The 22,052-nt window shown below is 70.9% G+C and carries 17 protein-coding genes; 9 read left to right on the forward strand and 8 right to left on the reverse strand.

The genetic code is table 11. The annotated features are described in order from the left end of the window. Positions 1-3 precede the first annotated feature (3 nt). The gene (locus OG553_RS24165; RefSeq protein WP_405980989.1) at positions 4-702 is read left to right on the forward strand and encodes a DUF4191 domain-containing protein; all 699 of its coding nucleotides are present in this window, start codon (positions 4-6) and stop codon (positions 700-702) included. Positions 703-896: 194 nt separating this feature from the next. On the opposite strand, the gene OG553_RS24170 is transcribed toward OG553_RS24165, so the two are convergent. After that, a complete protein-coding gene (locus tag OG553_RS24170) occupies positions 897-1,364 on the reverse strand; it encodes an RDD family protein (RefSeq protein ID WP_405980990.1) in 468 nt (155 codons plus the stop codon). Positions 1,365-1,548: 184 nt separating this feature from the next. Here OG553_RS24170 and glnA point away from each other — a divergent pair, with 184 nt between their 5' ends. Then, positions 1,549-2,958: a type I glutamate--ammonia ligase gene (glnA, locus tag OG553_RS24175; RefSeq protein WP_401243199.1), complete on the forward strand. Its 1,410-nt coding sequence runs from the start codon at positions 1,549-1,551 to the stop codon at positions 2,956-2,958. A gap of 153 nt (positions 2,959-3,111) precedes the next feature. Then, entirely contained in the window at positions 3,112-3,384 is a 273-nt protein-coding gene (locus tag OG553_RS24180) for a hypothetical protein (protein WP_405980991.1), read from the forward strand. Positions 3,385-3,420: 36 nt separating this feature from the next. On the opposite strand, the gene OG553_RS24185 is transcribed toward OG553_RS24180, so the two are convergent. Beyond that, a complete protein-coding gene (locus OG553_RS24185; protein WP_405980992.1) occupies positions 3,421-4,077 on the reverse strand; it encodes a TetR/AcrR family transcriptional regulator in 657 nt (218 codons plus the stop codon). Between the two features lie 85 nt (positions 4,078-4,162). Between OG553_RS24185 and OG553_RS24190 the strand changes: the two genes are divergently transcribed. Further along, positions 4,163-4,933: an SDR family NAD(P)-dependent oxidoreductase gene (locus OG553_RS24190; RefSeq protein WP_405980993.1), complete on the forward strand. Its 771-nt coding sequence runs from the start codon at positions 4,163-4,165 to the stop codon at positions 4,931-4,933. Positions 4,934-4,953: 20 nt separating this feature from the next. Here OG553_RS24190 and OG553_RS24195 read toward each other — a convergent pair whose 3' ends face one another. From OG553_RS24195 to OG553_RS24220, 6 genes are all read right to left on the reverse strand, one after another. Next, on the reverse strand, positions 4,954-5,472 hold the full coding sequence (locus OG553_RS24195) for a DUF4240 domain-containing protein (protein ID WP_405983120.1): 519 nt from the start codon (positions 5,470-5,472) through the stop codon (positions 4,954-4,956). A gap of 117 nt (positions 5,473-5,589) precedes the next feature. Beyond that, entirely contained in the window at positions 5,590-8,274 is a 2,685-nt protein-coding gene (aceE, locus tag OG553_RS24200; RefSeq protein ID WP_405980994.1) for a pyruvate dehydrogenase (acetyl-transferring), homodimeric type, read from the reverse strand. A gap of 278 nt (positions 8,275-8,552) precedes the next feature. Next, positions 8,553-9,179: a GntR family transcriptional regulator gene (locus tag OG553_RS24205; RefSeq protein WP_405983121.1), complete on the reverse strand. Its 627-nt coding sequence runs from the start codon at positions 9,177-9,179 to the stop codon at positions 8,553-8,555. Between the two features lie 209 nt (positions 9,180-9,388). Beyond that, complete coding sequence (gene sucB, locus OG553_RS24210; RefSeq protein WP_405980995.1) at positions 9,389-11,164, reverse strand: 2-oxoglutarate dehydrogenase, E2 component, dihydrolipoamide succinyltransferase; 1,776 nt, start codon at positions 11,162-11,164, stop codon at positions 9,389-9,391. A gap of 53 nt (positions 11,165-11,217) precedes the next feature. Next, entirely contained in the window at positions 11,218-12,606 is a 1,389-nt protein-coding gene (gene lpdA, locus OG553_RS24215) for a dihydrolipoyl dehydrogenase (RefSeq protein ID WP_405980996.1), read from the reverse strand. A 341-nt stretch (positions 12,607-12,947) separates the two neighbouring features. Further along, the gene (locus OG553_RS24220) at positions 12,948-14,486 is read right to left on the reverse strand and encodes a leucyl aminopeptidase (protein ID WP_405980997.1); all 1,539 of its coding nucleotides are present in this window, start codon (positions 14,484-14,486) and stop codon (positions 12,948-12,950) included. A 357-nt stretch (positions 14,487-14,843) separates the two neighbouring features. Here OG553_RS24220 and OG553_RS24225 point away from each other — a divergent pair, with 357 nt between their 5' ends. The 5 genes from OG553_RS24225 to OG553_RS24245 all read left to right on the forward strand — a co-directional run bounded on the left by OG553_RS24225 (position 14,844) and on the right by OG553_RS24245 (position 21,695). Further along, positions 14,844-16,871: a hypothetical protein gene (locus OG553_RS24225; protein WP_405980998.1), complete on the forward strand. Its 2,028-nt coding sequence runs from the start codon at positions 14,844-14,846 to the stop codon at positions 16,869-16,871. Positions 16,872-17,070: 199 nt separating this feature from the next. Next, positions 17,071-18,591, forward strand: coding sequence for a GT4 family glycosyltransferase PelF (gene pelF / locus OG553_RS24230; protein ID WP_405980999.1), 1,521 nt, complete (start codon positions 17,071-17,073; stop codon positions 18,589-18,591). Further along, positions 18,588-20,192, forward strand: coding sequence for a hypothetical protein (locus OG553_RS24235; protein ID WP_405981000.1), 1,605 nt, complete (start codon positions 18,588-18,590; stop codon positions 20,190-20,192). Before pelF ends, OG553_RS24235 begins: the two co-directional genes overlap by 4 nt. A 31-nt stretch (positions 20,193-20,223) precedes the next feature. Then, positions 20,224-20,874, forward strand: coding sequence for a spherulation-specific family 4 protein (locus OG553_RS24240; protein ID WP_405981001.1), 651 nt, complete (start codon positions 20,224-20,226; stop codon positions 20,872-20,874). Further along, a complete protein-coding gene (locus OG553_RS24245; protein ID WP_405981002.1) occupies positions 20,874-21,695 on the forward strand; it encodes an endo alpha-1,4 polygalactosaminidase in 822 nt (273 codons plus the stop codon). The genes OG553_RS24240 and OG553_RS24245 overlap by 1 nt, the downstream gene beginning before the upstream one ends. The last annotated feature ends 357 nt before the right edge of the window (positions 21,696-22,052 follow it).

The following is a 22,052-nucleotide window of genomic DNA, read 5'->3' on the forward strand; positions in this document are numbered from 1 at the left end:
CTTATGGCGAGGAAGTCAAACGCAGAGACTGCTGCGAACCCCGGGCGACTGAAGCAGATCGCCCTGACGTACAAGATGACGCGGAAGGCCGACCCCAAGGTCGGTCTGATCGTCGCGGGCGTGGGAATCGTCACCTTCGGTGTCTTCCTTGCGATCGGCTTCCTGATCGGCCACCCGGTCTACCTGGGCATCCTGGGCTTCCTGGTGGCGTTCCTCGCGATGGCGATCGTCTTCGGACGGCGGGCCGAGCGGGCTGCCTTCGGGCAGATGGAGGGGCAGCCGGGCGCTGCCGCGGCCGTACTGGACAACGTCGGACGGGGATGGACGACCACCCCGGCCGTGGCGATGAACCGGAACCAGGACATCGTCCACCGGGCCGTCGGCAAGGCGGGCGTGGTCCTGATCGCGGAGGGCAACCCGAACCGGGTCAAGGCCCTGCTCGCGGCCGAGAAGAAGAAGATGGCCCGGATCATGCCCGACATCCCGGTCCACGACTTCATCGTGGGCACCGGCGAGGGCGAGGTGCCGCTCAAGAAGGTCCGCACGACGCTGCTGAAGCTGCCGCGCGTCCTGTCCGGCCCGCAGATCACGCAGGTCAACGACAAGCTCCGGGCCATGGGTGACCTCATGAGCAACATGCCGGTCCCGAAGGGCCCGATGCCCAAGGGCATGCGCATGCCGCGCGGCGGAAAGATGCGCTGACCGTACTCGTCGTATACACACGGGGGCGCCCCCGAGCCATCCGGCTCGGGGGCGCCCCCGTGTGTATACGAGCTGTGCATGCGAGCGGTGGATTCCGGCCACCGCCGCGGTGCGCGTACGCCTCTACGCGTCTGCGGTGGTGTACCGGTGGTGCGCCGCTGGAGCCGGGATCCGGATCCGGACCCGGCTCCGGACTAGATCCGGACCTGGACCGCGCCCGCGAGGCGGTCGTGCAGTCCGCGGCCGTCGCGGTCCCAGATCAGCGCCGGGACGACCAGGGCCAGCAGCAGGGTCCGCAGCACCACGCGGGGGATGCTCAGGCGGCCGCCGCCCTGCCCGACCACCCGGAGGCCGAGCATCCGCTTGCCGGGGGTGAATCCCACGGTTCCTACGGTCAGCAGGGTCAGGGAGAGGAAGAGGGCGAGCGTCCAGTTGCCCGCGGCCGCCAGATCGCCGTGGGTGATGAGCCCGTACGCGATGAGCTGGCAGCCGATCCAGTCGACGAGGACGGCACCGAGCCGGCGTCCGAAGCGGGCCGCGGAGCCGGGTCCCGACTGGGGCAGGCCGAGCCGCTGGCCCGGATAGCCGAAGTCGACGCCCATCTCCTCGGCGGCCGCGCGCGGGCCGGAGAGCCAGGAACCGATTGCTTGCCTGTTGTCCACTCCACCACGGTACCGGTGGTCCTCCACGGGACCTGGACCGGACCCTGGTTAACTTGTGCGAAACAAATGGGTCATGCTTGGGAAATCCCGTCTGCTTATGGTCGGTCAGCGTGCGGCACCGCACTGACGCACCACGAGCTATAAAGCCCGTCCCTGCCCCGGGACCGGGAGTAGGAGGAGTTGGATGTTCAAGAACGCCGACGAAGTGAAGCAGTACATCGAGGAGAACGACGTCAAGTTCGTCGACGTCCGCTTCTGCGACCTGCCTGGTGTGATGCAGCACTTCACCATCCCGGCGCGAGCGTTCGACCCGGCGGAGGAGCTCGCCTTCGACGGTTCCTCGATCCGCGGCTTCCAGGCGATCCACGAGTCCGACATGGCGCTGCGTGCCGACATCACCACCGCGCGCCTGGACCCGTTCCGCAAGGACAAGACGCTCAACATCAACTTCTTCATCCACGACCCGATCACGGGTGAGGCCTACAGCCGCGACCCGCGCAACATCGCCAAGAAGGCCGAGGCCTACCTCGCCTCCACCGGCATCGCCGACACCGCGTTCTTCGGCCCCGAGGCCGAGTTCTACGTGTTCGACAGCGTGCGCTTCGCGACCTCCGCGAACGAGGGCTTCTACCACATCGACTCCGAGGCCGGCGCCTGGAACACCGGTTCCGAGGAGAACAACCGCGGCTACAAGGTCCGCTACAAGGGTGGTTACTTCCCGGTCGCCCCGGTCGACCACTTCGCCGACCTGCGCGCCGAGATCTCCCTCGAGCTGGACGCCCAGGGCCTCCAGGTCGAGCGCCAGCACCACGAGGTCGGCACCGGTGGCCAGGCCGAGATCAACTACAAGTTCAACACGCTGCTCGCCGCGGCCGACGACCTGATGCTCTTCAAGTACATCGTGAAGAACGTCGCTTGGCGCAACGGCAAGACCGCGACCTTCATGCCGAAGCCGATCTTCGGCGACAACGGCTCGGGCATGCACGTCCACCAGTCCCTGTGGACCGGCGGCGAGCCGCTCTTCTACGACGAGGCCGGCTACGCGGGCCTGTCGGACACCGCCCGCTACTACATCGGCGGCATCCTCAAGCACGCCCCGTCGCTGCTCGCCTTCACCAACCCGACGGTGAACTCGTACCACCGCCTGGTGCCGGGCTTCGAGGCGCCGGTCAACATGGTGTACTCGCAGCGCAACCGCTCCGCCGCCATGCGCATCCCGATCACGGGCTCGAACCCGAAGGCCAAGCGCGTCGAGTTCCGCGCGCCGGACCCGTCCTCGAACCCGTACCTCGCCTTCGCGGCGCTGCTCCTCGCGGGCCTCGACGGCATCAAGAACAAGATCGAGCCGATGGAGCCGATCGACAAGGACCTCTACGAGCTCTCGCCCGACGAGCACGCGAGCGTCCCGCAGGTCCCGACCAGCCTCGAGGACGTCCTCAAGGCCCTGGAGGAGGACCACGAGTACCTCCTGGCCGGCGGTGTCTTCACCCCCGACCTCATCGAGACCTGGATCGACTACAAGCGCACGCACGAGATCGCCCCGATCGCGCAGCGCCCGCACCCGCACGAGTTCGAGCTCTACTTCGACCTGTAAGAAGCCCAGGTCAGCGTAGGCAGGGAAGGCCCCCGCCGCTCTCTTTCGGAGAGTGGCGGGGGCCTTCTGCTTTTGACAGCCCGCCCGACCGGAGTAACGGTTGATAAGACCTAAAAGCCCGATAAGCGATATTTGTATCGGAGGTGCATGAAGATGCGCCGTAGGATCGTCGGAGCCGTTGTCGCCGGGGCCGCCGGACTCGCCCTGGGTCTGCTGCCGGTCACGAACGCCTCCGCCCACGACGGTGGCTGGGACTCGCGCTCGGACTACCGCCACTCGAACCACTGGGACGACGACGACTGTGGTGGGAACGGCCGCTGGAGCGACCACGACCACGGCTGGAACGACAGCGACTGGGGCCGCTGGGACAACGCCGGCTGGCACGACCACGGCGGATGGGACGACGACTGGGGCGGCTGGCGCTGAGCGCCCCGCACCCCTCTTCCGGTGCCCCTGCTCCGCTCAGCGGCGGATCAGGGGCATCGCGCCGGTCAGCTCGCGCAGGGCGCGGACCGCGAGGTCCGCGGGGGAGCCGGGGCCGGAGACCGGGGCGTCCCCGGCGGACCAGAGCTCCAGCGAGACGCGGATCGCGTCCGTGGCGGCCGCCGCGAGGAGGCGTACGGACATCGGGTCCGCGTCCGGGCCGGCCAGTCCGGCCACCACCGGGACCAGGCGCTCCTCCGAGTCCTGGTTCACCCGGTACCAGACCGCCCGCAGCGCCTCGTCGGAGGCGGCCGCGCGCAGCAGGCCGCGGGTGACCTCCAGCCCCTCCTCCACGGCCTGCGAATCGCTCAGCGAACGCGTCACCGCGCGCTCCAGCGCCTCGGACAGGGGGGTGCCCGGCCGCTCCTCGGCCAGCAGCGCCCGCCAGGCGTCGCCGCCGCCCGCCAGCAGCGGGGCCACGGCCTCCTGCTTGTTGCGGAAGTAGCGGTAGAACGTGCGCAGCGCGACCCCCGCCCGGTGGGCGATGTCCTCGGCGGTGGTGCCGTCGGGGCCGTGTGCGGCGAAGAGCTCGCACGCGGCGCGGGCGATGTCCAGCTGGGTGGCGGCCTTGCGGCGCTCCGTCAGCGACTGGGTTCCGGGGCCGCTCTGGGGGGAGTACGGGCGGGGAGATCTCACGGGTGAAGACTACGCCAGGCCTAGCTGAAGAATGCATTACGTGCCAGTCTGGCAAAACGTGCCAGGCTCTCGGTACGCTCGCCCCATGAACCGTTACGAAGGACGTCGCGTCCTCATCACCGGCGGCGGCTCGGGCATCGGCCAGGCCACCGTCCACCGCATTCTCTCCGAGGGCGGCCGCGTCCACGCCGTCGACGTCAACGAGGCCGGCCTCAAGGCCACCGCCGACCGGGCGGCCGCCGACGGCCACGCCGGCCGGCTGACCACCGCCGTCCTGGACATATCCGACGAGGCCGCCGTCAAGACCGGCGTCGCCGCCGCGGTCGACGCCCTCACCGGCATCGACGTACTGGTCAACGCGGCGGGCATCCTGCGCTCCGCGCACACCCACCAGACCACGCTCGACCTGTGGAACCAGGTGATCTCGGTCAACCTGACCGGCACCTTCCTGATGATCCGCGAGTCGCTCCCCGCCCTGCTGGCCGGAGAGCAGCCCGTCGTCGTCAACTTCAGCTCCACCTCGGCCAGCTTCGCCCACCCCTACATGTCCGCCTACGCGGCCAGCAAGGGCGGCATCCAGTCCATGACCCACGCACTGGCCGCCGAGTACAGCAAGCAGGGCCTGCGCTTCGTCGCCGTCGCCCCCGGCTCCATCGAGAGCGGCATGACCACCGGCACCGGCCCCGGCCTGCCCGAGGACACCGACTGGAGCCTGTTCGCCAAGCTCGCCCCCGCCCTCGGCCAGGGCTTCGCCGGCCCGCAGACCGTCGCCGGCGTCGTCGCGATGCTGGGCTCCGAGGACGGCGCCTTCATCACCGGCACCGAGATCCGCATCGACGGCGGTACGCACTACTAGGACGAGACGGCGGACACCCCCTAGGGGCGGAAGCGGTCCCAGAGCCGGGGGAAGCGCTCCGCCAGCACGGCTTCGTTCTCGAAGTCCAGCGGGGCGCCCTCCGGCTCCTCCGCCTGCAACGGGATCCCCAGGTCCGGCGCCACCACCCCGGTGAGCTGCTCGTACGCCTCGTCGGCCGCGTACCCCAGCTCCTCGCCGTCCCCGTCGATCTCCTCGTCGAACTCGCCCAGCAGCTCCGCCAGCCGGTCCGGGTCGTGCACCCCGCCCTCGAAGACCTCCCGGCCCTGCCCGATGAGCCAGCACCTGAAGTAGTCGAACGCGTCGTCGCTCGCCCCGTCGAGCAGGACCCACGCCGCGCCCCACAGGTCCCAGGTGTACGCCCGGTTGTAGCGCGACTCGAAGTGCCGCGCGAAATCCAGCACGGAGTCGGGATCGAGCTGTGCCAGCCGCTCCACGAGCAGCTCGGCATGCTCCTCGGGGTCGCCCTCGGCGGCCTCGCGGGTACGGTCGACGATCTCCCAGAACTCCGTCTCGTCCATCACGGGATCCAGCATCCGGGCTCGCACCCCGCCCCGCCACCGCTCATACGGCCAAAGGCCGGTGTCCGACCCCTTTGGGGGGTGGACACCGGCCTTCGGCGTTCGACGGGACACGGCTCAGAGGCCGTAGCGCTCCCGGGCCTCCTTGACCGCGGAGGCGGGAACCTCGCCGCGGCGGGCGAGCTGGGCCAGCGAGGCCACCACGATCGACTGGGCGTCGACACCGAAGTGGCGGCGGGCGCCCTCACGGGTGTCGGACAGACCGAAGCCGTCCGTACCCAGCGAGGTGTAGTCCTGCGGGACCCACTGGCTGATCTGGTCCGGGACCTGGCGCATCCAGTCGGAGACCGCCAGGACCGGGCCCGGGGCGCCCTCCAGCACGCGGGTCACGTACGGGGTGCGCTCCTCGCCGCGCAGCAGCGCCTCGTCGCACTCCAGCGCGTCGCGGCGCAGCTCGCCCCACGAGGTGGCGGACCACACGTCGGCGGCCACGTTCCAGTCGGCGGCCAGCAGACGCTGCGCCTCCAGGACCCAGTGGATCGCCGTACCAGAGGCCATGAGCTGGATCTTCGCGGCGTCGGCGGCCGGGGCCGCCTCCGCTAGGTCGGCCGCCGTGTTGAAGCGGTAGAGACCCTTGACGATGCCCTCCTCGACGCCCTCGGGCATCGCGGGCTGCACCTTCGGCTCGTTGTAGACCGTCAGGTAGTAGAAGACGTCCTCGGGCGTCTCGCCGTACATGCGGCGCAGACCGTCCTTGACGATCACCGCGATCTCGTACGCGAAGGCCGGGTCGTAGTTGAGCGACGCCGGGTTCGTGGACGCGATCAGGTGCGAGTGGCCGTCGGCGTGCTGGAGGCCCTCACCGGTCAGCGTGGTGCGGCCGGCCGTGGCGCCGACGATGAAGCCCTTGCCGAGCTGGTCGGCGAGCTGCCACATCTGGTCGGCGGTGCGCTGCCAGCCGAACATCGAGTAGAAGATGTAGAACGGGATCATCGGCTCGCCGTGCGTCGCGTACGACGTGCAGGCGGCGATGAAGTCGGCCATGGCGCCGGCCTCGGTGATCCCCTCGTTGAGGATCTGGCCGTCCTTGGCCTCCTTGTAGTACATCAGCTGGTCGCGGTCGACCGGCTCGTACGTCTGGCCCAGCGGCGAGTAGATGCCGGCCGACGGGAAGAGGGACTCCATACCGAAGGTACGGGCCTCGTCGGGGACGATCGGCACCCAGCGCTTGCCGGTCTCCTTGTCCCGCATCAGGTCCTTGACGAGGCGGACGAAGGCCATGGTGGTGGCCATCTCCTGCTTGCCGGAACCCTTGATGAGCGGGGCGAAGGAGCGGTCGGCCGGAGCCGGCAGGGCCACGTGGTGGACCTTGCGGGCCGGGGCGGGGCCGCCGAGGGCCGCGCGGCGCTCGTTCAGGTACCGCACCTCGGGGCTGTTCGCGCCCGGGTGGCCGTACGGGACCTTGCCGTCGGCGAAGGCGCTGTCCGGGATCGGGAGGCCAAGGAGGTCGCGCATGTCCTTGAACTCGTCGATCGTCAGCTTCTTCATCTGGTGGTTCGCGTTCTTCGACTCGAACCCGGCACCCAGCGTGTAGCCCTTGACGGTCTGCGCGAGGATGACCGTCGGCGCGCCCTTGTGCTCCAGGGCGGCCTTGTACGCGGCGTACACCTTGCGGGGCTCGTGGCCGCCGCGGGAGGTGTGGAAGCACTCGGCGATCTTCGCGTCGGAGAGCAGGGCGCCGAGGGCGGCGAGCTCGGCGTTGGCGCCGAAGAAGTGCTGGCGGATGTAGGCCACGTCGCGGGTCGCGTACGTCTGGAACTGCGCGTCCGGTACCTCGCGCAGGCGGCGTACCAGGGCGCCCGTGGTGTCGAGCTGGAACAGCTCGTCCCAGGCGGTGCCCCAGAGGGTCTTGATGACGTTCCAGCCGGCGCCGCGGAACTGGGCCTCCAGCTCCTGGACCACGCGGAAGTTCGCGCGGACCGGGCCGTCGAGGCGCTGCAGGTTGCAGTTGATGACGAACGTCAGGTTGTCGAGCTGCTCGCGGGAGGCCAGGGCCAGGGCGGCGGTCGACTCGGGCTCGTCCATCTCGCCGTCGCCGAGGAAGGCCCAGACGTGCGAGTTGGAGGTGTCCTTGATCCTGCGGTTCTCCAGGTAGCGGTTGAAGCGCGCCTGGTAGATCGCGGAGAGCGGGCCGAGGCCCATGGAGACCGTGGGGAACTCCCACAGCCACGGCAGGCGCCGCGGGTGCGGGTAGGAGGGCAGGCCGTTGCCGCCGGCCTCCTGGCGGAAGTTGTCGAGCTGCTGCTCGGAGACGCGCCCGTCGAGGAAGGCGCGGGCGTAGATGCCGGGGGAGGCGTGGCCCTGGATGTAGAGCTGGTCGCCCGATCCGTCGGCCTCCTTCCCGCGGAAGAAGTGCTGGAAGCCGGTCTCGTACAGCCACGCGGCGGAGGCGAAGGTGGCGATGTGGCCGCCGACGCCGTACTTGGAGCCGCGGGTCACCATGGCCGCCGCGTTCCAGCGGTTCCAGGCGGTGATCCTGGCTTCCATCTCCTGGTCACCCGGGAACTCGGGTTCCGCGGAGGTGGGGATGGTGTTGACGTAGTCCGTCTCCAGCAGCTTGGGCAGGGCGAGGCCGGCGGCCTCGGCGTGCTGGAGGGTGCGGCGGAGCAGGTATTCGGCGCGGCGCGTACCGGCGGCCTTGGCGACGGCGTCGAGGGAGGCCGCCCATTCGGCGGTCTCCTCGGTGTCGCGGTCCGGGAGCTGGTCGAGCTCGCTCGGAAGCTTTCCTACGGGGTCGGACATCGGTGTGCGCCGCCTTCCGGACAAAGGAGAGGAGGTGGTGAAGAAAACCCTGACGGGCAGGACAGGGTCGTTGGACCCGGTTGGGGCCCGCAGTGACTGTAAATCCCTGATCGATGATCGATCAAATAAAAGTGACGAATAATCGACGGTGTGACGAAAGTCGGCACCCGGTGCCATGAACTCAGGCACCCGGTGCCGGTTTCATCAGTACATGCCACCGGCGCCGCGATCCGCTGGAGGATCGGTCAAATGTGCAGGTCAGACGGGTGGGAGGAAGGTCAGGCGCTGCGCGGGGCGCAGCCCAGGACGTGCCGCTTCACCAGGACGCCGATATCGGGGTCCTGGCTGCGGAACGCGGCGACGAGGGCCTCGTGCTCCTCCGCGTAGGACTTCTGGACGGTTCCCAGCCACCGGATGGACAGGGCGGTGAAGACCTCGATGCCCAGGCTCTCCCAGGTGTGCAGCAGCACGCTGTTCCCGGCCGCCCGCACCATCTCCCGGTGGAAGCCCACCGTGTGCCGCACCTGGGCCGTGCCGTCCTGGATCCGGTCGGCCTCCCACAGGGCCTCCACGTGCGGCTCCAGGGCCGAGCAGTCGGTCGCCAGCCTCGGGGCGGCCAGCTCGGCCGCGATCTGCTCCAGACCGGCCCGGACCGGGTAGATCTCCTCCAGGTCGGCCGCCGAGAGGTTGCGTACGCGGACGCCCTTGTTCGGCGCCGACTCGATCAGCCGCAGCGTCTCCAGCTCGCGCAGCGCCTCGCGCACGGGCGTCTGGCTGACCTCCAGCTCCACGGCGATCCGGCGCTCGACGATCCGCTCGCCGGGCTTCCAGCGGCCGCTGACGATCCCCTCCACGATGTGCTCGCGGATCTGCTCGCGCAGCGAGTGCACGACGGGTGGGGTGATCATCGGGTTTCAACTCCTGTGTGTGCGGACACGCGGGGCCTGATGCGTAGACAATAAGGCCGTCGTGGCCTGCTCCGATGCGTTCGTGGTCAGGGACGCAGGGTGAGGCTCGTTACAGCGGGGCACAACGGGGCACAACGACGGCGCCCCCGCCCGGACGAATCCGGACGGGGGCGCCGCGAGCGACAGCCGGGGCTGTGCGCAGGGCCTTACAGGCCGAGCTCGACCTCGAACTCGCCGGCCTCGAGGATCGCCTTGACGGCGCTGAGGTACCGGGCCGCGTCCGCGCCGTCCACCAGGCGGTGGTCGTAGGACAGGGTCAGGTACGTCATGTCGCGGACGCCGATGACGGTGCCCTCTTCGGTCTCGATGACCACCGGGCGCTTGACCGTGGCACCGATGCCCAGGATCGCGACCTGGTTCGGCGGAACGATCACCGTGTCGAACAGCGCACCGCGCGAGCCGGTGTTGCTGATGGTGAAGGTCGCGCCGGACAGCTCGTCCGGGGTGATCTTGTTGCCGCGGACCTTGCCGGCCAGGTCGGCCGTGGCCTTGGAGATGCCCGCCAGGTTGAGGTCACCGGCACCCTTGATGACCGGGGTCATCAGGCCCTTCTCGGAGTCCACGGCGATGCCGATGTTCTCCGAGTCGAAGTAGGTGATGGTGCCCTCGTCGTCGTTGATCCGGGCGTTGACGACCGCGTGGGCCTTCAGCGCCTGGGCAGCGGCCTTGACGAAGAACGGCATCGGGGACAGCTTGACGCCCTCGCGGGCGAGGAAGCCGGCCTTGGCCTTCTCGCGCAGCTTCATGATCTTGGTGATGTCCACCTCGACCACGGAGCTGAGCTGCGCCTGCGAGTGCAGGGCCTTCATCATGTTGTCGCCGATGACCTTGCGCATGCGGGTCATCTTGACCGTCTGACCGCGCAGCTCGGACACCGCGGCCGGAGCCTTGGCGGCGGCCGGGGCGGCGGCCGCGGCGGCCGGAGCCGGAGCGGCGGCGGCCTTGGCGGCCTCGGCGGCGGCCAGGACGTCCTGCTTGCGGATACGGCCACCGACACCGGTGCCCGTGACCGTCGACAGGTTGACGCCGGACTCGGAGGCGAGCTTGCGCACCAGCGGGGTCACGTACGCGCCCTCGTCGCCGGAGACGGCGGCGGGGGCGGCCGGGGCGACCGGAGCCGGAGCGGCGACCGGAGCCGGGGCGGCCGGAGCGGCCACGACCGGAGCCGGAGCGGCCACGGGGGCGGCCGGAGCCGGAGCTGCGGCGGCCGGAGCGGCCACGACCGGAGCCGGAGCGGCGGCCGGAGCGGCCGGGGCGACCGGAGCCGGAGCTGCGGCGGCCGGAGCGGCGGCCGGAGCCGCGCCCGCGACACCGATGACGGCGAGACGGGCGCCGACCTCGGCGGTCTCGTCCTCGGCGACCAGGATCTCCAGCAGGGTGCCGGAGACCGGCGCGGGGATCTCGGTGTCGACCTTGTCAGTGGAGACCTCGAGCAGCGGCTCGTCGGCCTCGACGGACTCGCCGACCTCCTTCAGCCAGCGGGTGACGGTGCCCTCGGTGACCGACTCGCCCAGCGCGGGCAGCACGACGTCGGTACCGGAGGCGGCGCCCGCCGGAGCGGCGGCCGGGGCAGCCGGGGTCTCGGCCGGTGCGGGGGCGGCCGGGGCCTCGGCGACGGGGGCCGGAGCCGCCGGAGCCGCGACGGGCTCGGCGGCCGGGGCGGCAGCGGCGGCCGGGGCGCCGGAGCCGTCGTCGATGACGGCCAGCTCGGCGCCGACCTCGACGGTCTCGTCCTCGGCGACCTTGATGGAGGCCAGGATGCCGGAGACGGGGGAGGGGATCTCGGTGTCGACCTTGTCGGTCGAGACCTCGAGCAGCGGCTCGTCGGCCTCGACGCGCTCGCCCTCGGCCTTGAGCCAACGGGTGACAGTGCCCTCGGTGACGCTCTCGCCGAGCGCCGGAAGGGTTACGGAAACCGACATGGTTTCAGTTGCTCCTAACGAAAGTGCGGAAGTGGTCGTCGCGCCCGTGACGATTAGTCGTGTGCGTGAAGCGGCTTGCCGGCCAGGGCCAGGTGGGCCTCGCCGAGGGCCTCGTTCTGGGTCGGGTGCGCGTGGATGAGCTGCGCGACCTCGGCCGGCAGGGCCTCCCAGTTGTAGATCAGCTGGGCTTCGCCGACCTGCTCGCCCATCCGGTCACCGACCATGTGGACGCCGACCACGGCACCGTCCTTGACCTGGACGAGCTTGATCTCGCCCGCGGTCTTCAGGATCTTGCTCTTGCCGTTGCCCGCCAGGTTGTACTTCAGGGCGACGACCTTGTCCGCGCCGTAGATCTCCTTGGCCTTGGCCTCGGTGATGCCGACCGAGGCGACCTCGGGGTGGCAGTACGTGACGCGCGGGACACCGTCGTAGTCGATCGGCACGGCCTTCAGGCCGGCCAGGCGCTCCGCGACGAGGATGCCCTCGGCGAAGCCGACGTGCGCGAGCTGCAGGGTGGGGACGAGGTCGCCCACGGCCGAGATGGTCGGCACGTTGGTCTGCATGTACTCGTCGACCAGGACGTAGCCGCGGTCCATCGCGACGCCCTGCTCCTCGTAGCCCAGGCCCTGGGAGACCGGGCCGCGGCCGATGGCGACCAGCAGCACCTCGGCCTCGAAGGTCTTGCCGTCGGCCAGCGTGACCTTGACACCGGTCTCGGTGTACTCGGCCGACTGGAAGAAGGTGCCCAGGTTGAACTTGATGCCGCGCTTGCGGAACGCGCGCTCCAGGATCTTCGAGCTGTTCTCGTCCTCGACCGGGACGAGGTGCTTGAGGCCCTCGATGACGGTGACGTCGGTGCCGAAGGACTTCCACGCCGAGGCGAACTCGACGCCGATGACGCCGCCGCCCAGGATGATCGCGGACTGGGGCACGCGGTCCAGGACCAGCGCGTGGTCCGAGGAGATGATCCGGTTGCCGTCGATGTTCAGGCCCGGCAGCGACTTCGGCACGGAGCCGGTCGCCAGCAGGACGTGGCGGCCCTGGATGCGCTGGCCGTTCACGTCGACGGAGGTCGGGGAGGACAGACGGCCCTCACCCTCGATGTAGGTCACCTTGCGGGAGGCGACCAGGCCCTGCAGGCCCTTGTACAGGCCCGAGATGACCTCGTCCTTGTACTTGTGCACACCGGCGATGTCAACGCCCTCGAAAGAGGCCTTGATACCGAACTGTCCGGCCTCGCGTGCCTGGTCGGCGATCTCACCGGCGTGCAGCAGAGCCTTCGTGGGGATGCAGCCGTTGTGCAGGCAGGTGCCGCCGAGCTTGTTCTTCTCGATCAGCGCAACGTCGAGACCCAGCTGGGATGCGCGGAGAGCCGCGGCGTAACCGCCACTGCCACCGCCGAGGATCACTAGGTCGAAAACGGTGCTGGCGTCGTTCGCCACGTCACGTCCTCCATGCATGTGCGCCGGGCACCGGTCCTCTGTGACCGGGCGGCGGCTGGTAATCGGCCGCTTGTTTCTTCGGCCCTGTGGTGGGGGCCCTGTCCTGCCGAGAACCCATCTTCGCATTTGTCGGGGGAACGCGGGACGCCGGGCCCCGGGTGTGGACCGTCGTTCTGCCCGAGATCAGGGTTACCCGTGCGTAGAAACCTACTGATCCTCGACGTTTCTTCCAGAGCGAACGCGCCCCGGGACCCCGACGGGGGTCCCGGGGCGCGGCGCGCGTCACAGCGGGCGTCTCACGAGGTGGTACGCGGACGCCCGCGCGACGGGGTCCGGGGCCGTCAGCCCAGGTCGCCGGTGGCGGTGCGCTCGGCGAGGCGCACCAGGGTGCGCACGGCGGAGCCGGTGCCGCCCTTGGGGGTGTAGCCGTACGGGGCGCCCTCGTGGAAGGCCGGGCCCGCGATGTCCAGGTGCGCCCAGGCGATGCCCTCGCCGACGAACTCCTGGAGGAAGAGGCCGGCGACCAGGCCGCCGCCCATCCGCACGCCCATGTTGGCGATGTCGGCGGTGGGGGAGTCCATCGTCTTGCGCAGGTCCTCGGGGAGCGGCATCGGCCAGGAGGCCTCGCCGACCTCTTCCGCGATCTCGTGGATCGAGGTGCGGAAGGCGTCGTCGTTGGCCATGATCCCGAAGGTGCGGTCGCCGAGCGCCAGCACCATGGCACCCGTGAGCGTGGCGACGTCGACGATCGCGTCCGGGGCGTCCTCGGAGGCCTTGGTCAGCGCGTCGCCCAGGACCAGGCGGCCCTCGGCGTCGGTGTTCAGGACCTCGACGGTCTTGCCGCTGTACATGCGCAGCACGTCGCCGGGCTTGGTGGCGGAGCCGGAGGGCATGTTCTCGGCGAGCGCGAGCCAGCCGGTGACGTTGACCTGGAGGCCCAGCTTGGCGGCGGCGATGACGGCGGCGAAGACGGCGGCGGCGCCGGCCATGTCGCACTTCATCGTCTCGTTGTGGCCGGCCGGCTTCAGGGAGATGCCGCCCGAGTCGTAGGTGATGCCCTTGCCGACGAAGGCGAGGGTCTTCTCCGCCTTGGCGTGGGTGTAGGAGAGCTTCACCAGGCGCGGCGGGTTCTCGGAGCCCTTGCCGACGCCCATGATGCCGCCGTAGCCGCCCTTGACCAGCGCCTTCTCGTCCAGGATCTGGACCTTGACGCCGTTCTCCTTCGCGGTCGCGGAGGCGACGGCGGCGAAGGCCTCGGGGGTGAGGTCGTTCGGCGGGGTGTTGACCAGGTCACGGGCGACGTTGACCTCGGTGGCGACGACGACGGCGCGCTCGGCCGCGGCCTTGTGCTCCTTGTCGCGCGGCTTGGCGCCCAGCAGGGCGACCTCGGCCAGCGGCTGCTTGGGCCCGCCGTGCTTGTCGGCCTTGCCGTTCTTCTTCTCGCCGCCCTGGTAGGCGGTGAAGGCGTACGCGCCGAGCAGCGCGCCCTCGGCGACGGCGGTGACGGCGGAGGCGTCGTCCAGGGGGAGGGCGAACGCGGCCTTCTTCGAACCGTGCAGGGCGCGGGCGGCGGCGCCGGCGGCGCGGCGCAGGGCCTCCTCGTCGAAGGACTCGTCCTGCTCAGGGGCCGTGCCCAGGCCGACGACCAGCACGACCGGGGCCTTGAGGCCGGCCGGGGCGGGCAGCTTGGTGGTCTCGCCCTCGGCGCCCGTGGCACCGAGCGAGTCGAGCACGGCGGCGAGCTTTCCGTCGAACGCCTTGTCCACGGCCTCGGCGCCGGCGGCCACGACGAGCCCCTTCGGGCCCTTCGCCACGCCGACCACGAGGGCGTCGGCGCGCAGCGTCGCAGCGCCGGCAGTGCTGAGAGTCAGAGCAGTCACGGTGGTGAGGTCTCGCTTCCGTTTGTGTTAGTGGGCGCTTGGGTCGCGTCGGGGTCACCGGCCGCTCCGCAGCGATCGTATTCGGGCCCAGCGGCCGCCGGAAACGAGCCTACGCGCAGGTAGTCGTCCGTACGCCACTACAGGGTTTGTCAAGTTGTTCGATCAACGCGCCATCAGGTTCACCCATCTGTGGACTCTGCTCCAGGTTTGCCCTTTAGAGCTGACGGGGTCCGAGAGACTCGCATCACTCTCGCAAGGGGACGTGGGGTCCTTTTGCATGATTTTCCACAGTGCCTCCCCGGCCCGGCCGTCCGCCATGGGCCGTCGTCGAGGGATGCCTGCGGGGGGAAGGCCGAAATGGTCAACAAGAACCGGATGAACAGGGCCGCCGCGGCGATGGCGGCAGCGGCCCTGATGTCCGTGGCAGTACCCGCCGCGACCGCCCAGGCGGCGGCCGTGACGCCGCGCATCGACCTGAAGGTGCTCGTCGTCGACGACGGCGGCAGCTCGGTCGGCGCGATCACCGCGCAGCTCAAGGACACGGGCGTCCCCTACACCCGGGTCGACCTCGCCAGTGCCGGCCGCCCCGTCATCGACGCGGCGTTCCTCGCCGACACCGTCGACGGCCGCCCCCGGGCCAAGTACCAGGGCGTCGTCCTGCCCAACGAGAACCCCTTCGGCGAGGGCTCCGCCGAGATGGCGGCGCTCAGCGCGTACGAGACGACGTACGGGATCCGCCAGGTCGACGCCTACACCTGGGCCCACCCGGGGGTCGGCCTGGAGTACACGGACAACGGCGGCTACAGCGGCCAGCTCGACGGCACCCAGGCAGCCGTCACCGCCGCCGGCAAGGCGGGCCCCTTCGGCTACCTCGGCGGTCAGGTCGCCTTCGAGGACAACTCCGCCATGGTTCCGGAGAGCTACGGCTTCATGGGCAAGCCGCGCACCGGCTACACCAGCTACCTGGACGCCCCCGTCACCGGCGGCCGGGCCTCGCTCGTCGGCGAGTACACCCACGACGGCCGCTCCGAACTGGTCGTCACCTTCGGCTACAACCAGTACCAGCAGCAGTTCCGGCTGCTGGCCCGGGGCATCGTCGAATGGCTCACCCAGGGCGTCCACCTCGGCCAGGAGCGCAACTACTTCGCGGTCCACGTCGACGACGTCTTCGCCCCCGACGCCCGCTGGAGCAAGGAGCTCAACTGCACGCCCGGCGACTACGCCTGCGCGGGCGGCGAGGGCAAGGAGAGCACCATCCGGATGACCGCCGCCGACGCCCAGTACGCGGCGCAGTGGCAGACGTCCAAGAACTTCAAGCTGGACATGCTCTTCAACGCGGGCGCCGGCGAGGAGTGGAAGGCCGAGAACGGCGGCACCGACGCGATGACCGCCCAGCTCGTCGCCGACCGGGCCAAGTTCCGCTGGATGAACCACACCTACACGCACCCGTTCCTCGGCTGCGTCCAGGACACCAGCGCCAACCCCTGGTCCTGCACCAAGAACGCCCAGGGCGCGACCAACTGGATGAGCCGCGCCGAGATCTCCGCGCAGATCCGCGACAACAACAACTGGGCGGCTTCCAAGGGCATCACCCTCGACCGCTCCGAGCTGGTCACCGGCGAGCACTCCGGCCTCAAGACCCTCCCGCAGCAGCCGCAGGACAACCCCAACCTGGCCGGCGCCCTCGCCGACAACGGGGTCAAGTGGGCCGGCAGCGACAACTCCCGCGAACCCGACCAGCGGGCCGTCGGCGCCGCCCTGACCGTCCCCCGCCACCCGATGAACGTGTACTACAACACGGGCACCAACGCGGAGATGGCCGACGAGTACAACTGGATCTACACCAGCCGCGCCGACGGCGGCAGCGGCATCTGCGAGGACAACCCGGCGACCTCCACCTGCCTGCCGGCCCCGCTGAACACCAGCACCGGCTACCTCGACCACATCGTCCCGGCCGAAGCGCGCACCGCCATGCGCCACGTACTGGCCAACGACCCGCGGCCGCACTACGTCCACCAGTCCAACCTCGCCGAGGACCGCACCCTGTACCCGGTGCTCAACCAGGTCCTCGACACCTACCGCGGCCTCTACGCGACCAGCGCGCCGATCGTCAACCAGAGCATGAAGGACACCGGCGTCGAGCTCCAGCGCCGCGCGGCCTGGAACAAGGCCGTCGCCGACGGCAAGGTGACCGCCTACAAGATCGGCAAGGACGTCGTCGTCAAGGCGCCCTCCGGAGTCGTCGCCCCGGTCACCGCCCCGAACGGGACCAAGAAGCAGCTGCTGCTCGGCACCGCCGACTTCGGCACCGCCTACGCCGGCACCCGCTCCGCCTGGACCGCGCCCGAGGTGCTCCAGTCGCAGGTCACGCTCAAGCTCCTCTGACCCGCCGGCGCCAGCCGCCCCACTCGCCCCACCTTCACCACCCGCGCGACCCTTCCCGGCCGTACTGCCCGTACCGCCGCCCGGACGGCCCGCGGCACGCGTAACACCCAGAGCCGGCGCTCCACGCGCGCACCACGGGCGCCGGCCCCTTTTCCGTCCTGGGGGGACACACCGCATGAGCCATGGGCGTCATGTCACCATGCTCACCGAAGGCACCTACCCGCACGTCCACGGCGGCGTCAGCACCTGGTGCGACCAGCTGGTACGCGGCATGCCGGAGGTCGACTTCAACGTCATAGCCCTCACCGGCTCCGGACGCGAGCCGGTCACCTGGGAGCTGCCGCGCAACGTCTACCGGCACACCGCCGTCCCGCTCTGGGGCCCGCCGCCGGTCCGCACCCGCCGCTCGGCCCTGCGCGGCAAGGCCCGCCGCCGCTTCACCGAAACGTACGAAACCTTCCTGCTCTCCCTCATCGACCCCGAACAGGGCGGCTTCTCCGAAGCCCTCGGCGAACTCGCCCGCCTCGCCCGCGCCGGCCGCCTCGCCCCCGCCCTGCGCTCCGAATCGGTCCTGCGCCTCCTGATGGACGTATGGTCCCGCCCCGGCCTGGTCACCGCCGCCGCCGACCCCACCATCCACGACGCGCTCACCGCCACCGACCTGCTGGAGCACGCCCTGCGCCCGCTCGCGGTGCGGATCCCGCCCGACAGCGTCGCCCACGCCGTCAGCAGCGGCCTCGCCACCCTCCCCGCCCTCGCCGCCAAACGCCTCGACGGAGTGCCCTTCCTCCTCACCGAGCACGGCATCTACCTCCGCGAGCGCTACCTCGGCTACCGCACCGCCGCCCAGCGCTGGCCCGTCAAGGCCCTGATGCTGGGCTTCTACCGCGAGCTCAACTCCGAGGGCTACCGGCAGGCCGACCTGATCACCCCCTGCAACCAGTACAACCGCCGCTGGGAAGAACGCGGAGGCGCCGACTCCGAACGCATCCGCACCGTCTACAACGGCGTCGACCCGCACGCCTTCCCCGAAGCCGGACCCGAACCGGACGTCCCCACCCTCAGCTGGTGCGGCCGCATCGACCCGATCAAGGACCTCGAAACCCTGATCCGCGCCTACGCGTACATGCGCGAGGAACTCCCCGCCCTGCGCCTGCGCCTCTTCGGCCCCGTCCCCGCCGGCTGCGAGGACTACAAACTCCGCCTGGAGAAACTCGCCGCCGAACTCGGCGTCACCGACGGCATCACCTACGAGGGCCGCATCGACCAGGTCGCCGAGGCCTACGCCGCGGGCTCCGTCGTCATGCTCTCCAGCATCAGCGAGGGCTTCCCCTTCAGCATCATCGAAGCCATGTCCTGCGGCCGCACCACCGTCTCCACCGACGTCGGGGGCGTCCGCGAAGCCGTCGGCGACACCGGCCTCGTCGTCCCGCCCCGCGAACCCGAGACCATGGCCCGCGCCACCCTCGCCCTCCTCCGCGACGACGAACGCCGCGCCGAACTCGGCCGGATGTCCCGCAAGCGCGTCGTCGAGAAGTTCACCCTCCACCAGTCCGTGGACGGCTTCCGGCACATCTACCGCGAACTCGCCGACCTGACCCGGACCGGCCGGCCGCCGCTGCCCGCCCGCACCGGCGCCGACTGGACCCAGAGGCTCGCCGACCCCTGGTCCAACGACCCCTGGAACAAGGAACTCGCGGCCGACGGGAGCATGTGGTGAGCGGATCACTCTGGCTCAAGCCCCCCGGCCCGGACGGCACCTGGGTCCACCTCGGCCGCCGCCCGGCCCCCGCCGGACGCCCGGCCGCCGCCGGACGCACCGACACCCTGCCCGACCTGCCCCGGCCCCGCCCCGGCGAACCCGGGGCGCCCGCCGCCGACCCCATGGACGAACTCGCCGACCGCCTCGGCGAGTTCGCCGGCGCGGCCGTCCACCCCGACGAGATCGCCGCCATCCTCGAATCCGACGGGATGACCGACGAACACATCCGCCTCACCTACGGACGCCAGGACTCCTTCGCCCTCGCCGAAGACCTCTACGCCCGCGTCCCCCGCACCTTCCCCGAACCCGACCGGCTCCCCGACCCCTGGAAGGTCTCCCTCACCGCCTGCCTGCTCCGCGGCCTGATCTTCGCCCTGCCCGGCCTCGCCTACGTCCTCGGCGCACCCCTCCTCGAAGGCCCGCCCGACCGCCTCGGACTCCCCGCCGGCACCCTCACCCTCCTCGCCGGAGCCCTCATCGGCTGGGTCTGGGACCAGAGCCTGTCCCACCGCGCCTACTCCTGGCTCGGCCTCGGCGACCGGGCCGCCGCCGGACGCACCCTCCTCGTCGGCGCCCCCGCCGGAGCCCTCCTCGGCACCGCCGCCGCCTTCGCCGTCCCCGGCGGCCCGCCGTTCTCGTACGCCTTCGCCGCAGGCCAGGCCGTCTACGTCGGCGCCGCCACCGTCCTGCTGGTACTGGGCCGCGAACGGCTGCTGCTCGCCGCACTCGCCCCCATGGCCGCCGGGGCCGTCCTCGCACTGTTCACCGACCCGCCCGTACCCGTACGCGTCACCCTGCTGCTCGTCTCCCTCCTGGCCGCCTGCACCCTCGCCCTGCGGGAACTGCCGGTCGCCGCCGGAGTACGGGCCGGGGTGCGCCGGATCCACCGCTGGGCCGAACGCCGCCCGGGCGAAGGAGGCCCCGTCCGCTGGCGGATGCTGCGCGGCGCCGAGGAGGAGCACACCCGGCGCGGACCCCGCATCGGGGACTCGGCGCCCTACGGGGTGTTCGGCCTCGGCACCGGCCTGCTCGTCCTCTACGCCGCCCTGGGCGAGGTCCTCAGCGGCGGCCCCGCCGAAGCCGTCGCCGCACCCTCCGCCGTGGCCCTCACCCTCAGCATGGGCCCCGCCGAATGGCTCCTCCACCGCTTCCGCAGCGGCAGCCTCGCCGGACTCAGGGCGGCCCGCTCACCCCGCGCGTTCTGGCGCCGCATGCTCGGCACCCTGACCCGCTGCCTCACCGCGTACCTGGCGGTACTGCTCGTCCTCGGCGTCACCGGAACCCTGCTCTGGCCGCACGCCCCCGGCCTCACCGGGCTCCGCGTCGCCACCCTGATGCTGCTCGGCGCCGTCATGTGGACCGGGCTGCTCCTACAGTCCTTCGGCGCCGTCCGCCCCGCCGCCGTGGTCTGCTCCGCCGCCGCCTTCGCCCAGAGCCTCGCCCTGCTCGCGGGCATCGGACAACCCCGCCTGGTCCAGCTAGCGGTGGCCGGCACCGCGGCGGCCGCCCTCGCCGTCCTGGTCTGCCTGCTCCTCGGCCGGGCCACGGCACACCGCTGACCCAAGAAGACAAGGAAGACGAAGGAACCCCATGCTGCTGGTGCCGCTCTACGAGCACCCCGCCGACCGGCCCGAGGAGTGGGAGCGGCTCATCCGCTCCGCCGGACAACTGCACTCGGTGGTGCTCAACCCCGACAGCGGACCCGGCCGCGCCCCCGACGAACGGTTCGCCGCCGTCGCCGCCCGGCTCCGCGACGCCGGCGTACCCGTCCTCGGCTACACCGACACCGACTACGGACGGCGCCCCCACGCGGCCGTCGTCCAGGACCTGCTGCGCCACCGCGACTGGTACGGGGCCGACGGTGCCTTCCTCGACCAGGCCGCCGCCGACCCGGAACTCCTCCCGCACTACGGCCGGCTCGCCGTCGCCGCGAGGGCCGCGGGCGCCCGTACGCTCGTCCTCAACCACGGAGTCCACCCCCACCCCGGATACCTCCGGCTCGCCGACCTCCTCGTCACCTTCGAAGGCCCCTGGGACGCCTATCGCGACCAGGCCGCCACCCCGCCCCCGTGGACCGCCGACCACCCCGCCCGACGGTTCTGCCACCTCGTCTACGCCGTCCCGCCGGACGCCCCCGCCGCCGAACTCGCCGCCCAGCGCCACGCGGGAGTGCACTGCGCGGTCCCCGGCACCGGGGCCCACCCGTGGGGCACCCTCCCGTACGCCCTGGAGTCGGCGTGATGAAGCGTTTCGCCCCGCTGTTGGTGGCCGGCCTGCTGCTGCTCACGGCCGCCTGCACCGCCGAACCCGACGACGACGAGGCCGTCGGCCCCGCCCCCACCTGGCCCGAGCAGAAGCCGGGGGAACGCTGGCAACCCCGGCCCGGCACGCCCTGGCAGTGGCAGCTCACCGGCAAGCTGGACACGTCGGTGGACGTGCCGGTGTACGACGTCGACGGCTTCACCACGACGAAGGAGGAGGTCGCGAAACTCCGGCAGGACGGCCGCCGGACCATCTGCTACGTCTCCACCGGAGCCTGGGAGGACTTCCGCCCGGACGCGGGCGACTTCCCGGACGCGCTCCTCGGGAAGGGCAACGGCTGGGACGGCGAACGCTGGCTCGACGTCCGCCGAGCCGGTGAACTGGAACCACTGATGGCGAAACGCTTCGACATGTGCCGCGACAAGGGCTTCGACGCGGTCGAACCCGACAACATGGACGCCTACCGCAACGACTCGGGCTTCCCGCTGACCGCCGAACACCAGCTGGCGTACAACCGCCTCATCGCCCGCCTCGCCCACGACCGGGGCATGGCCGTCGGCCTCAAGAACGACCTCGACCAGATCCCGCAGCTGGTCGGCGACTACGACTTCGCGGTCAACGAACAGTGCGCCGAGTACGACGAGTGCGACACCCTGACCCCCTTCATCAAGGCGGGCAAAGCGGTCTTCCACGCCGAATACAAACTGCCGACGACCCGCTTCTGCAAGCAGTCCAAGCGCCTGCAACTCAGCTCCCTGCAAAAGAAGCTGGACCTGGACGCGTGGCGCAGGGGGTGCTGACGGGCCTCACGGTTCGGGCCCGCTATCTCCCCCTCGACCCCCTGGGGCCGGGCGGTGGCTGCCCACCCGCCCCCTCATCTGCGGGGCGGTGGGGCGGGTGGGCGGGATCCCCTCGGGCGGTCTCGGAGCAGGTTGGGGGTTTCCCGTCAGTCCCATCGTCCTTCCGTGTCGGGCCGGCCTGTCAAGGGCGCTCCCTTCGGTCGCGTCGCTACGCGATGTCGCTTCGCTCCACCCTTGACAGACCGACCCGCCACGGAAAGCCGAAAGACTGCCGGGAAACCCCCAAAGAAACGGTCACCGGACAAAGGGCAAGGGACGGGCCCGTCAGCGATGAGGCGAGGGGCCGGGCGTCGGCCC

Origin of the sequence: Streptomyces sp. NBC_00158, from assembly GCF_045160885.1 — a bacterium.
Lineage (GTDB): Bacteria > Actinomycetota > Actinomycetes > Streptomycetales > Streptomycetaceae > Streptomyces.

Coding starts and splice junctions, on each gene's coding strand:
- OG553_RS24165 (WP_405980989.1), top strand. CDS start 4: ATGGCGAGGAAGTCAAACGCAGAGACTGCTGCGAACCCCGGGCGACTG.
- glnA (WP_401243199.1), top strand. CDS start 1,549: ATGTTCAAGAACGCCGACGAAGTGAAGCAGTACATCGAGGAGAACGAC.
- OG553_RS24180 (WP_405980991.1), top strand. CDS start 3,112: ATGCGCCGTAGGATCGTCGGAGCCGTTGTCGCCGGGGCCGCCGGACTC.
- OG553_RS24190 (WP_405980993.1), top strand. CDS start 4,163: ATGAACCGTTACGAAGGACGTCGCGTCCTCATCACCGGCGGCGGCTCG.
- OG553_RS24195 (WP_405983120.1), bottom strand. CDS start 5,472: ATGGACGAGACGGAGTTCTGGGAGATCGTCGACCGTACCCGCGAGGCC.
- aceE (WP_405980994.1), bottom strand. CDS start 8,274: ATGTCCGACCCCGTAGGAAAGCTTCCGAGCGAGCTCGACCAGCTCCCG.
- sucB (WP_405980995.1), bottom strand. CDS start 11,164: ATGTCGGTTTCCGTAACCCTTCCGGCGCTCGGCGAGAGCGTCACCGAG.
- OG553_RS24225 (WP_405980998.1), top strand. CDS start 14,844: ATGGTCAACAAGAACCGGATGAACAGGGCCGCCGCGGCGATGGCGGCA.
- pelF (WP_405980999.1), top strand. CDS start 17,071: ATGCTCACCGAAGGCACCTACCCGCACGTCCACGGCGGCGTCAGCACC.
- OG553_RS24240 (WP_405981001.1), top strand. CDS start 20,224: ATGCTGCTGGTGCCGCTCTACGAGCACCCCGCCGACCGGCCCGAGGAG.
- OG553_RS24245 (WP_405981002.1), top strand. CDS start 20,874: ATGAAGCGTTTCGCCCCGCTGTTGGTGGCCGGCCTGCTGCTGCTCACG.